This window comes from Sphingopyxis sp. (assembly GCF_035944815.1).
Lineage (GTDB): Bacteria > Pseudomonadota > Alphaproteobacteria > Sphingomonadales > Sphingomonadaceae > Sphingopyxis.
This window is the reverse complement of the sequence record NZ_DASZAU010000004.1, coordinates 179309-192570: the sequence shown is the minus strand read 5'-3', so window position 1 is coordinate 192570 and position 13262 is coordinate 179309. Positions and strand designations below refer to the sequence as shown.

Below are 13262 nucleotides of genomic sequence, written 5' to 3'. Positions count from 1 at the left end.
GCCAGGTCCAGCGGAGAGACAAAATGATTGACTATCAAAGCACCTATGATGCCTTCGATCTCGCTGAGGCGCAGGCGTGCCTCTCGCGCCCGGTATCCGGCGGGCTCAATGCGGCCGAAGAATGCTGCGACCGCTGGTGCGGTGCGGGCAGGACCGCCTTGCGCTGGACGAGCGAGGACGGCCGCCGCGAAGACTGGACGTTCGAGCAATTGCGCGACCGGTCGTCGCGTCTGGCCAATCTCCTCGCAGCGCAGGGCGTCGCGCCGGGCGACCGAGTGGCTGGGCTCCTGCCCCGCACACCCGAACTGCTCGTCACGATTCTCGCGACCTGGCGACTTGGCGCGGTCTACCAGCCGCTCTTCACGGCTTTCGGGCCGAAGGCTATCGAGCACCGGCTTGTCACCGCGGGCACGCGCGCCATCGTCACCGATCCCGGTAACCGGAGCAAGCTTGACGGCATCGACCATGACGCGCCTGTCATCTCGACTGCGAATGGACGCGCTGGCGACGTCGATCTCCCCTCGGCGCTCGGCGACTATTCACCCGAGTGCGCGCCTGTTTTGCGATCGGCCAAAGACCCCTTCCTGATCATGTTCACCTCGGGAACCACCGGCGCTCCGAAATCGCTACTGGTCCCGCTCAAGGCCATCCCCGCTTTCGTCGGTTACATGCGTGATGCTGTCGGTCTTGAGCCCGAGGATCGCTTCTGGAATGTCGCCGATCCGGGATGGGCCTACGGTCTATATTATGCGGTCACCGGTCCGCTCGCCATGGGGCAGACCACTCATTTCTACAGCGGCGCCTTTACCGCCGAGAGCACGGTCGCGATGATCCGCGATCATGGTATCACCAATCTTGCAGGCTCGCCGACGGCCTTTCGCCTTCTGATGGCCGCAGGTCCCGAAGCCATGGCTCAGGTCAAGGGGCAAATCCGGCGCATCAGCAGCGCCGGCGAAGCGCTCAATCCTGAGGTCGCGCGCTGGTTCGACGAGCATCTGTCCGCTCCCGTGCGCGATCACTACGGACAGACCGAACTTGGTATGGTCGTCTGCAATCATCACGCGCTCGATCATACGATCACGGCGGGCTCGGCAGGTTTTTCGGTTCCGGGACACCGCGTGGTTGTCGTCGACGAAGCCGGCAATGAACTCGAACCGCACGTGCCCGGCGTGCTGGCGGTCGATCGCGACCAGTCGCCGCTCTTCTGGTTTGGCGGCTATGAGCAGGGCGGCGCGTCCGGTCAGGGCCGCTATTATCTCAGCGGCGATGTCGTCGAACGCAACGATGACGGAAGTTTGAGCTTTGTGGGCCGCGCCGATGATGTGATCACTTCGTCTGGATACCGCATCGGTCCCTTCGATGTCGAAAGCGCACTCGTCGAGCATCCGGGGGTGGTCGAAGCGGCGGTCGTCGGCAAGCCCGACCCCGAACGCACCGAACTCGTCAAGGCATTTGTCGTTCTTGCGGCAGGCATGTCCCCGTCCGACAGTCTCAAGCAGGAGCTTCAACAGCATGTCCGGGCGCGTTTGTCGGCGCACGCTTATCCGCGCGAAATCGAGTTCGTCGACGACCTTCCCAAAACGCCGAGCGGAAAGATCCAGCGCTTCCTGCTCCGCGCTCGGGAGAAAGCCGCCTCCTCGCAGTAGCGGCGAGGCGGTCCATCATGGCCGGCTCACGGCCGACACGCGGCTCGAATTCAGGACCTAGCCTGCACCGGCCCCTGTTTCGCATGGTGCCAAGGACCGGCTGGTTGCGTCCGGCGAAGTTCAGGCTCCCTGCTTGGGGTATGGAGCGGTCACCCATGTCCGCAAGATGGAGGGCGCGGGCTATCCGAAATGGTTCGTCGATGATCCCGAGGGTTATCGCGTCATCGCCCGCGAAACGGGTTCATATCCGTCTCAGTTGCAACATATGGCGGCCCGAACCGAGTTCCTTAACATGCTTCGCCCCCGGCAATGCCAGTCCCGGAGGACAGAAGAAAGTCGCGTTCGCGGCGGGCGGCACGACCAGTTCGACATCGAGCCCATGCTCTGCGAGGTCCCAGCGGATCGCCGCCGTGCCATAACCCGTGATGATGGAGGCCGAGGCCCAGCTGAGATTTCCTCCCGGTTCGGGAGCGAAGCGAATGCGGCCGAAGCCGGGATAGTCGGGGTCGGGCGACAGGCCGGCGACGGTGCGGTAGAGCCATTCCGATACAGCGCCATAGGCATAGTGATTGAACGAGATCATCGAATTGGCTTCTTCGGTGCTCATCGCACCTGCATGGAGACTGCCGTCTTCGCCGACGGCATCCCAACGCTCCCACATCGTCGTAGCGCCGCGGTCGACCTGATAGACCCATCCCGGACACGCCCGGTTCAAGAGCAGGCGATAGGCGGCCGCCCCCTGCCCGGTGTTGCTGAGCGCGGGGAGAACGAGGGGTGTTCCAAGAAACCCCGTTGCGATCCGTCCCTGATTGGCGTCAACGAGTTCAGCGAGCAGCCGGCCAACCTTCGCGCGTTCACTCACGGGAGCAATGCCGAACATGATTGCTATTCCGCAGCCCGCCTGCGTCTTCACCGCCACATCGTTCCAGCGCCGCCAGGTCGCGGCGGCGACATTGTCTGACAGCGCTTCATAGACAATTGCGTCTTCGCACTTCCCAAGTGCAGCGGCGGCCTGCGCCACACGGCGGGCGCTCACCGACAAATAGGCAGTTGCTATAAAGTCGCGATCGGTCGTCGCCTCGTGCGGCCTGTCTGGCGGAGCGCCCGGGTCTAGCCAGTCTCCGAGATGGAAATCACCTGCCCAGACGCCGTCGCCGTCCAGACGCGAGACGCCATAATCGACCCACGCGCGCATACTCGAATATTGCCGGCCGAGGACCCCGAGATCTCCATAGATTGTGTAGAGAACCCAGGGGACAAGGGTTGCCGCATCACCCCATCCCACCCCAGCATATTCGAACGCATGACCGTGGAGAATATTGGGCACCGTGCTCGGCACATTTCCGTCCGCGCGTTGCTCGGTCGCTAGATCCTTCAGCCAATTGGCAAGGAAGCTGCGCGAGTCTGCGTTGAAGCACGCTGTTTCGGCAAAGACCTGGATATCGCCGGTCCAGCCGAGCCGCTCGTCGCGCTGCGGACAGTCGGTAGGCAGTGAGATGAAATTGCATTTCTGAGACGCGACAGTGTTCGCGTAGAGCTGGTTGAGGCTCTTGTCAGAACATTCGAAACGGCCGGAATAATCGAGGTCGCTGCCGACCCACACGACCTCAACCCGCGAAATCTCTACACCGGTGTCGCATGCAATTTCCGCAAAACGAAACCCGTGAAAGGTAAACATCGGCTCGAGAATTTCCTCGCCAGTTCCGCCAAGCCGGTAATTGTCGGCCGCGCGCGCATTGCGCAACGGGGCCGTGTGCAGAGCGCCTTGCGCATCGAGAACTTCGGCATGGCGAACTTTGACCGATGCCCCGCGAGGGCCGGAGGCACGAATTCGCAACATGCCTGCGAGATTCTGACCGGCGTCGATCTTGAGGAGGTTGCCGGACCATTCGGCCCGGACCGGTTCGCGTACCTCGAGAACCCGTACCGCTGGCATCGACCGCTGCTCGAGACCCGCTGGCAAGTCGAGCTCGACCACCCGCTCCCATCGGTGGTCGTCGAACCCGGCGACGCGCCAGCCGGCGGGCTCTCGGCGGCGATCGACATCGACACCGTCGTAGAGCTCGGCAAATTCCAGCGCCCCGCAGCTCCCCCTCCACGACCCGTCAGTCGCGACTATCAGGCGGTCGCCGTTTTGGCACTCGAGCTCGAGTTGGGCGAGCAGCGCGGTTGTGTCGCCATAGTGGCCACGTTGTCCCAACCAGCCAAGCTCACCCCGCCACCAGCCTTCGGAAACCTGGGCCGCGAGGCAGTTGCGACCTTGCCGGAGCAAAGGAAGGACGTCGTACGCGGAAAACAGCGTGCGGTGCCGATAGTCGGTCCAGCCCGGCTCAAGAAGGTCAGCGCTGATCGGTCGGCCGTTGACGGTCATATCGTAGACGCCCAGCGCAGTGATGTAGAGCCGCGCCGAAATGACCTTGTCGGCCTCGAATTCTCGTCGGAGGAGGTGGACGGCCGACCGCTCGGGCAGGCCTGCGTTACTTACTGGCGAAACGGGACGGGCACTCCAGTCGCACCGACTGTAGAGGCTGCCCTCGATGGGGGACGCGTCGCTCCATTTCGTCCAGCCAATATCCGTCCGGACCCGCACCCGCCACCAGCGGCGCTCCCGGCTCCGCAGCGGCTCCCACGGCCATGGAGCGAAGGAGGTCGAGCCTGACTCGACCACCGGCGACAGCAGCATTTTTTCTTCGAACAAGGGGTCGTCAGCAACCTGCAGCTGATAAGCAATCTGCTCGACAGATTGTCTATCCGCCAGCAATTGCCACGATAGCCGGGGACTAGGCATGGCGGTAGCGACCAAGCCCGAATCGTCCTCGGTTCGCAACTGACCCGGAACGATGTTATGATCAAACATGCCCTCTTGGCTGGCAGCAGACTGGCCGGTCATGTTCGTTCGCGCAATATTCAATGTTGGCATTCCTCATCCGCGCACCTGCCTCCGGGAGAGGAAGCTCCGCGCGGCGACTAACGAGAACAGCCCGCAGTGTAAGCCGGGCCGACCGGGCGGCTCCCATGGGAAATGGGAGCCGCCCGTCGTTCAAAACTTGCTACGGATTCCGATTTGAACCAGCCGCCCCAGAGTCGAGCCATTGGTATAGCCGCTATTCCCCCCGAAGGATGGGAAATTATAGAATGGCGGATCCTGATCGAAGACGTTCGTCACGTTCAAGGTCAGGAACGTCTCGGGCTTCAACCACGATTCAGGCAGTCGGTACTGGAAGAAGGCATCCACCGTGGTGAATGACCCGACATGGTCCTGGCTCTGCGGAAATGGGTTGGCCGGGTTTGCGGCGATCACCGGGAAGATGTCGTAGCCGCTCCGATGGTTGAGCGAGGCACTTCCCGTGAAGTTTCCGACTTGGACGCCTGCCGTCGCGATCAGCGCCAGGCGGCTGGAGCCGGGGTTTTGGAGTGCATTCACGAATGGAGCGCCCGGGACGACTGCCCTATCGCGGTTCAGCGTATAACTTCCTGCGAGGCTCGCGTTGACCGAGCCAAAGCTCACAGGCCGGTTGAAGCTCGCATTGAAGTCGATGCCCTCCACTTTGACTTCGCCGAGATTCTGGACCCGCCAGTCCAGCACTGCAATATTCGTGGCCCCGCTCACATTCAGCAGTGCTGCGCACGCAGCCGCAGGCCGGTCGGCAGCCGGAACGCCAAGTCCCGCGAGAGTGCTGAGCACCGTCGAAATGGGAGCGGCCGAACTGAACCGATTGATCGCGTCGACGCAGGGGACCGGATCCTGGTACAAACCGCTCGCGAGCAAACTGGGCGTGAGCGGCTGTCCGGCGAGGAGCGATATCTCTTTCTTGAGGTCCACGTTCCAATAAGTCGCACTCAGCGTCAGGCCGCTTAGTGGCGGCGGCGAAATATCAAAACCGACGGACCAGGTCGTCGCAGTTTGCGGCTTCACGTCGGAACCGCGATTGCCGGTGGGAATAAGTGTCGCCGACGAAACCTGACCGACGACCGCGGGAAATGGAATCGGGAAGACGAAAGTCACATCCGTGACGTCGATCAGCGCAGGTGCATTGAACGACTTGCCCCAGTTACCCCGAATCTTGATCCAGTCCACTGGCTTGTAAGTCAGTCCGAGCTTTGGATTGAACGTGCCGCCTTGGTCGGAATAGTCGTCGTAGCGCCCCGAAGCGGACAAGGTAAGCGCCTCGATACCAGCCATCGCGTTCTCGGCACCGACGAGAGGGACGGCGATTTCGGCAAACACCGCCTTAACGTCCCGGTCGCGTCTCGTGATCGGTGACGAATCTTCCGTTCCGAAGGCCACCGCTCCCGATGGCCCCTGAACAGCGACCTTCTCCTTGTAATATTCGCCGCCGATAGCGATGCGAACCTCGCCGCCGGGGAGAGTGAACGCCGGTCCGTCAACGATCGCGCGCACATTCACCAGGCTTTGCTTGCCCACGCCGAAGTTGTGGAGCGAAGCGGCAGCAAGTTGCGCAGCTGTGCTCGAGGCAAGGTTGTAATAGTTCAAGGTGTTCGCGGCGATGGCAGCGTTGACCTGCGTTTCGCTGGTGCGCGTGATGCTCCGACCATAGTTGAACATGGTCCTCAGCTGCCAATCGCCGCCCAGTTTTGCGGTAACCGTCGGCGTAATTCCGTACGATGTGAGACGGTTACGATAGCGGTCGTCGAAAACGCCGATGTAGCTCGTTCGTACGGTCTGCGACGTCTCACCGGCGATCGGATCGAAGTAGGGATTGGCGGCGGTGATGGTGACCGTATTGGCGCCAAAATCTACGTCGAGCCCCTTATGATTGGTCAGGCGCCGATCGGCATAATAGCCTCGGACATCCAGCGTTATCGCGCTGGTGATTTCCTGGGTGATGCCGGCGAACATATTGTGCCGCGTCACCTCTGGCCAGAGGCTGACCTCGTCAGTGACATCGCAGCTCGAGATCGTCCCGGGTGTGAACGTGTCAGGGTCGGGTCCGGTGATCGCGTAACTTGTGCCATTGGCAAAAATCGTGCCCGCGCCGCAGTGGCCCTGATTGGGCGTGACCTGCTGGACGTAATCGCGGTCCTTGCCGAAGATCGCATCGTTGTGAGCCCAAGCGTAGGACACGAAGGCTGAGCCGCTGCCCCAGTCCTTGCCGGCCGTAAGGCTCAAGTCTGTCGTCCTGTAATTGTCCGCGAAACCTGTTCGGGCGTTCACCTCGAAGCCGTCGAAGGTCTTTCGCGAGATATAATTGATGACCCCGCCGATGGCGTCAGATCCATAGATCGAGGATCCGCCATCGGGCACAACGTCGACCCGCTCCAGCACGCCCGGCGGAATAATGTCGGGATCGGGCGTCGACTGCAATACGCCTGCGCCGACCACGCGATGACCATCCACGATGACGAGCGTGGTGTTAGTTCCGGATGCCCCCAAATTACGGATGTTGGGCCGGATAATCGACAATCCGCCGGGCGGAGCGGACGGGTTGCTGAGGAATGCGCTGCTTACCTGCGGGATCGCGCGGAGAATATCGTTGGCGCTGGTGGCGCCCGTTGCTGCGATATCTTCGCGAGACATGGAAACGACATTCGTTCCAACCGGCGCGATACCGCGAAGCTGGGTGCCGGTGACGACAATTTCGCCCTCGTCCTGGCCAGTCTCGGCCGCGGTGGACGCGACGACCTCCTCGGCCGGCGCAGGAGCTTGCGCATGCGCCGCGACGCCATGGAGGGCCATCGAACCAACCGCGATGCCGCCCATCAGGCGAGCGATCAGCTTAATCATTCTCGGATCACGGTCCGCTGCTTCAACGTTGCTCATGAGTTTCTCCCCTATCCCAATGTCAGTTCTTTGATTGAACGCGCTCGCCGGAACGATTCCGGCGCGAGTGGTATGAAATTCTCGAATTCTGGAGTGGCTTGCCCATCGGGCACGCGCGCTGCGCGGCGGCATTCAATTGCATCTCCTCCCGACGGACCGCCATACCTTCGTGGGCAAGCGGCTCTTTCGCTCGTGACAGCTACCCGCATCCCGAGAGCAGTCCTGAACGTGACAGGATATTGACCCGTCCGGTGGCACCCGCGCTACAGCCGTTTTGCAGTCAGGCTTGCACGTTTTTGCCCGCTTGATTATCATGAAGCATCGACGCGCGGGCTAACCGCGTCACCAGTGAGCACGAACCATGTCGCCGACCCTGACAAAACCTAGGCTCGAAAATGTGCACGCCGAGGATGGCTCGTCTTTCCGTTACATCCACAAAGCCTGCGACGACCTCGCACGCGATCATCCGTGGCATTACCATCCCGAGTTCGAGCTGAGCTGGGTGATGTCGAGCCACGGAACCCGGTATGTCGGCGACTATGTTCGCCCTTACGGGCCGAACGAGGTGGTGCTTTACGGTCCCAATCTTCCCCATTGCTCACGCAACGACGGGGGCGAAGGCGAGGTGGTCGAGCAGATCACCGTGCAGTTCGACCTCGCCTTCCTCGGCGAAGCCTTCCTCGGCATGGCGGAGGCGGCGGCGATCCGAAGGTTGCTCGACGAGTCACGAAGCGCACTGATGTTCGCGCCCGGCACCGCCGAACGCATCGGCCCATTGATGATCGAGTTGGAGCACCTCTCAGGCATGTCGAAGCTGATCAAGCTGCTCGAAGTGCTCGACCGGTTGAGCAGAATCTCCAGACGGGCGCTCACGACGCCCCGGTACCTCGACCGGGTGGTGGTCGATCAGCGACTGGTGGATCGCCTGACCCTGGTCCAGCGCTATATCGATCAGCGCTATCGCGGCACCGTGTCGCAGGCGGAGATTTCCGAGCGTCTGGAAATGTCGGCCCAGGCTTTCAGCAAGTTCGTGCGGTCGGCCACGGGCAACACCTTCATGGGCCTGGTCAAATTGGCAAGGATCACCGAGGCCTGCCGGCAACTGGCCAATTCGACGGATCGCATTACAGACATCGCGCTCGATTGCGGTTATCAGCATACCTCGCACTTCGACCGGCATTTTCTGGAACTCAAGGGCATGTCGCCGAGCGATTACCGCCGAAAGTTTCAGCAGTTGGCGGCCACCCAGTCGGACGCGCAGATGGACGGGGAAATCAAACTGGCGTCCGCCAACTAGGTCTCCGATGCGCAAGGCCCATTGCTTCGCAAGACGAACACGAAGGTTGGAGTGCCCGACGACAGGATCGCCCTCGCGAACCCATGCCAGTAATGCTTACGACTTGCGCCGAACTGCGGATATGCGAACCACGTCTGCTCGTAACTGGCCCGGGAAATGGGTCGGGTTCAGGCCAAAAAAATGATCGAGACCTCTTACACGAGCGACTTTACGATCCCGCGGTCGCACGCCAAAGCCTGTCCGGTGGTACGGTGATCTCTATCGAGGCGCCGGCTGCGCAAGCACCGCGTCGCTGTCAGAATGCAAGGTTCGTGTCTCATCCGATCCCCAGGCTCAATTCAGCCGACTTCAGACCCGGACTGGCAACCCGGACCTTCGCCCCTCCGCGTTTGTAGCCGGGTTGGACGATCGCAAGCGCAGTCCCGTGAAAAGTCAGCGTCCGCGGGTCGGTGAAGCTCTTCAAGCCGCGAGGGTTGGCAGAACCGGTTGCCTTGATCGCGCCCTGCCCTTCCAGCCCGAAGGTCAGCGGCACCTGTGCATCGGGCACCAGCCGGCCGGTGGCGTCGAGCACCTCCGCAAAAATATAACCGAGATCGTTGGGCGATGCGGCAAGGCGCGTCCGATCGGCTCGCAGCCTTAACTGGGCCGGCGCCCCCACCGTCTCGAGACGCTTGCGCGCGATTTCGCGGCCTCCCCGATAAGCGACGGCGACGAGTTCACCGGCGGCATAGCCGAGCTCGAAGATTGCGTTGAGCTCATCCTTGGCCGGGACCGATTTGCGGCCAACCTCGCTCCCGTTGAGAAGCAACCTCACCTCGTCGCCCGAGGTGTAAGTCCGCACGGTCATCGGTCTGCCCTCATGCCCCGGCCAGGTCCAGCTTTCGAGCTCGTCGTACCAGGACCACGGTCCGCGCCGCTCTACCATCCCTTCCGGCGTTGGCCTCTGGACGAGCAGTTCGAGGTCGCTGTTGCCCCACAGGACATCGCGGTAAAGCCCCTGCGGCTTGCGCAAGCCGAGGATGTCGATTTCGCCGCAACCGGACAGGAATGCGGGATAGTCCCACAGGAAGATCGCAAAAGCTTTCCAGTCGAGCTTCTCGGTCGCGGGCTTCAAATCGGTGCCGCCCACTCCGACCTCGCCGATGTAGTCGATCCCGGTCCACACGAACTCGCCGAGCATCCAGGTATTGGCTTCGGCCATCCGCCAGCCGTCGTGGATGTCCGTGGCATATTGCTCGGTCGACATGATGATCATGTCGGGATAGGCCGCGTGGTCCTTGAGATGGTCCTTCAGCTGGTAGTTGTAGCCCACGACATCGATGCTGCGCCGGACGATCTCGCCCTTCTCGCCGGTGGGACCGTTGATACCCGCCGTGATCGGTCGCGAGCGATCGAGCGAAAGCACCGTCTCGCGAAGCTTGGCCGCCAGCTCGGCCCCCCGCGGCTTATCGCGCTCGGGAATCTCGTTACCGATGCTCCAGAACACCACACACGGATGATTGCGGTCTTGCCGGACCATCCGCGCGATGTCCTCGAGCCAATGGGTCTTGAAATGCTTCGAATAATCGTCGGCGACCTTAGCCTCTTCCCAAGCGTCGAACACCTCGTCGATCACGATCAGGCCTAGCTCGTCGCACGCGTCAAGGAAGGCCTGGGGGAACATGTGATGACCCAGGCGGACGGCGTTGTAGCCGAATTTCTTGAGCAACTCGGCCTTGCGACGCTCGGCCCCGTCGAATGCGGCGGTACCGATGATCCCATGATCGCTGTGAACGCACGCGCCCTTCAGCTTGACCTGCCTGCCATTGATTCTCAGTCCCTCCTGCGCCGAGACCGCGATGGTGCGCACACCGAAACGGACAACCGCGTGATCGCCCGACTTTCCGCCTGCCGCGACCGAGACGTCGGCGGTGTAGAGATTGGGCTCTTCAGGGCTCCACAACCCGGGCTGCGCCAGCTTGATTGTCGTCCGCGCCGCGCCCTTTCCGCCAGCCGGCAGCGACATGTTCGTCCGCCCTCGTCCTACCGATCGGCCCAGCGCATCGCGCAGGTGCACATCGATTTGCGCCAGAGCCGGTGCGTCCAGATGATTCTCGAGGTCGATATCCACCTGCACCGTTGCGGACCCGCCGCTCACCTCGGGAGTCGAAACTGCCACTCCCCACGGCGCGATACGTACCGGCGCCGTGACGGTCAGCCAGACGTGACGAATGATTCCCGAGCCTGTGTACCAGCGCGCGGTATTCCCTTCGTTGGCAACGCGCACTGCCAGCACGTTGGTCTGCCCCGGCTTGATCGACGCCGTCGCATCCAGCACGAACGCACCAAACCCGTAAACGTTCTTGCCGAGCTTCGTCCCGTTCAGCCACACTTCGCTTTCGGAATAGGCGCCATCGAACTGAAGCTCGATCCGCCCCCCGCGCTCAAGCTTCGGGGCGGTGAATGTCTTTCGATACCACCCGACACCTCCCACGGTCCCGCCTCGGATCATCGCCATGGGAACAGATGCCGGCAAATCGAAGGGGCCGACCTTCTCCGGCGCACCTTCCACCAACGGGTGATCGTATCCGGTCAGGAAATTTTCAGGCGTCCGCTCGGCGCGCTTCACGGTCCACAGCGCCCTTGGCGGGATCCAGTCTCCGCTAGTCTTCGGCGCGCCCGGGCGGTCTTCGATGCTCCAGTCGTGGGGCAGGTGAACGGTGCTCCAGCTGCGGTCGTCAAAAGCAGGCTGGGTAGCCGTTTGGATATCGCCCAGTGCAAAGCGCCAGCCATCGTCGAACAATCTTGTTCGCGGCCCGCGGCGCGCAGCTGCCTGGAAAGCACCGGCAGGCACGATCGCCATGGCAGCAAGGGCAACGCCGGAAACCAGCACTGCCCGGCGATCGATTGCTCCAACTTCTTTCAAAGACATCCTGATACGGTCTCCCTCGCCCGGCAATGCAGGCACTTTTATAGACAATCCTGACTGCTTTTAAGGTGAAGTTCAAGAGCATAATCGGCAAGCAAGCCCTACCGTCCACTCTCGACGTGTTGGAGACTTCGTGGCGACGCCCGTCACGGTACCAAAGTGATCCCGATTATCGTCACTTGCTCGCCGAGAAAGGGACGACCGGCGGCATGATTACGAATATGAGGGTCCGCCATTCCCGCCTCCGGCACGGATTGAAGGCCGCTGACTGTACCGTTGGATGAGCCCACGAGACCACTGCACGCCTGTTCGAGCCGCGCTCAGCAGTGCGCCTCCGCTTCGCATGATTTAAGGACTGGGCAAGCTGCAGAAAGGACTCGTCGGCCGACGACCACCGAATTTGGATACGCGTTTCGACGGGGCGAACTTCCAAACATCATTGCTTGTTTGTTGCCAAGGTGAGACAGTCGCCGCGAATATCGGTCATGGCAATGATTCCCCCCGGAATTCTTGCCTCTCAACCCGACTGGCCTGCGACGTGCTCGCCGCGAGGTCCGTTTGATCGTCTGGAGATATCATGCTGATCCACATGTTTGCCTTCCGGTGGGCACCGCAAGCCACCGCAGAAGACCGCGACCGGGCCATCGCCGAGATTCGACGCTTCGAGGGAGAAATTCCAGGCCTGATCGAAGTTCAGGTCGGCGAGAACCTCGCCAAACGGACCGGGGGATATGAGACGGGCGGGTTCATGCGGTTCAGCGATGCCTCCGCGCTCGAGGCCTATGGTGGTCACCCCCTGCACGTCGCGCTACTCGCATGGCTGATACCGCTTGTTGACCCCGTCGAGGTCGACATCGAAACGGTGTGAGGGCAGCACGCCCTTGTTCCTCGCCATCGCTTTGCCGACGCCGGCACGCGCGCGGACAGCGTCAGTCGCGCACGACCCGGATGCGGCTGAGCCGGGTCTTCGCGATCAGCCACCGGCCGCTCGCCTTGCGGTAGCAGTCATGATAATGCCCGAAGCCGTGGCGCGATCGCCCGGCAAGATCGCCCCCCTCCCCCGCCCAGAAATGGTCGTCCATCGCCCATACGCCCTCGGCATCGCGCGCGCCTGTGAAGCGGATTTCGAAGCTGTGGACATGATGGACCGTCGTGGCCTTGTCGAGTTCGGCCGCGACGCTCGCCACAAAGGCATCGCCCCCGTTCGTCATCAATCGCTCGTCGGGTTCCCCGCCCGGCATTTCGCGGAAGTCTGCGATCATGTCGTCGGTCAGCAAGCTGCGCAAAAGCGGCCAATCCTTTGTATCGAGCGCGCGCACATAGCGCGCCTTGAGCAGCCGGATTTCCTCAATCGCACCAAGGTTGACCGCTTCTGTCATGATCTGTTTCCACTCCCAAACCGCGGCATTATGATTACCGTGCACCGCCATTCGAGCGGAGCAAGGCGGTATGTTCAAGCCCATATTTGCAGCGCGTGCGATCTTCGCAGCCGGGCGGTGTCGCGGCGCTAAATGGTACCGCCCAGTCTTCGAGCTTTCGGGGGGGGGTGTCTCGGCTTTCCGCAAGCGGCTTCAAGGCACTCGCCGCCCGGGCAGCGGCAGGGTTTGCCGGCTCGTGCGGACGGCAGCC

At 62.1% G+C, this 13262-nt stretch carries 7 protein-coding genes; 3 read left to right on the top strand and 4 right to left on the bottom strand.

Translation table 11 applies throughout. From position 1 onward, the window contains the following. Nucleotides 1-23: 23 nt before the first annotated feature. Nucleotides 24-1646: an AMP-binding protein gene (locus VGU00_RS06270; protein WP_327466616.1), complete on the top strand. Its 1623-nt coding sequence runs from the start codon at nucleotides 24-26 to the stop codon at nucleotides 1644-1646. A 241-nt stretch (nucleotides 1647-1887) separates the two neighbouring features. On the opposite strand, the gene VGU00_RS06265 is transcribed toward VGU00_RS06270, so the two are convergent. Beyond that, complete coding sequence (locus VGU00_RS06265) at nucleotides 1888-4566, bottom strand: alpha-L-rhamnosidase (protein WP_327466614.1); 2679 nt, start codon at nucleotides 4564-4566, stop codon at nucleotides 1888-1890. Between the two features lie 120 nt (nucleotides 4567-4686). Continuing rightward, entirely contained in the window at nucleotides 4687-7428 is a 2742-nt protein-coding gene (locus VGU00_RS06260; RefSeq protein WP_327466612.1) for a TonB-dependent receptor domain-containing protein, read from the bottom strand. 361 nt (nucleotides 7429-7789) lie between these two features. Here VGU00_RS06260 and VGU00_RS06255 point away from each other — a divergent pair, with 361 nt between their 5' ends. Beyond that, nucleotides 7790-8725, top strand: coding sequence for an AraC family transcriptional regulator (locus tag VGU00_RS06255; RefSeq protein ID WP_327466611.1), 936 nt, complete (start codon nucleotides 7790-7792; stop codon nucleotides 8723-8725). 316 nt (nucleotides 8726-9041) lie between these two features. On the opposite strand, the gene VGU00_RS06250 is transcribed toward VGU00_RS06255, so the two are convergent. Continuing rightward, entirely contained in the window at nucleotides 9042-11636 is a 2595-nt protein-coding gene (locus VGU00_RS06250; RefSeq protein WP_327466609.1) for a glycoside hydrolase family 2 TIM barrel-domain containing protein, read from the bottom strand. 574 nt (nucleotides 11637-12210) lie between these two features. Here VGU00_RS06250 and VGU00_RS06245 point away from each other — a divergent pair. Continuing rightward, the gene (locus VGU00_RS06245; RefSeq protein ID WP_327466607.1) at nucleotides 12211-12501 is read left to right on the top strand and encodes a Dabb family protein; all 291 of its coding nucleotides are present in this window, start codon (nucleotides 12211-12213) and stop codon (nucleotides 12499-12501) included. A 61-nt stretch (nucleotides 12502-12562) separates the two neighbouring features. On the opposite strand, the gene VGU00_RS06240 is transcribed toward VGU00_RS06245, so the two are convergent. After that, nucleotides 12563-13012, bottom strand: a complete 450-nt coding sequence (locus VGU00_RS06240) for a nuclear transport factor 2 family protein (protein WP_327466605.1) — start codon at nucleotides 13010-13012, stop codon at nucleotides 12563-12565. Nucleotides 13013-13262 lie beyond the last annotated feature (250 nt).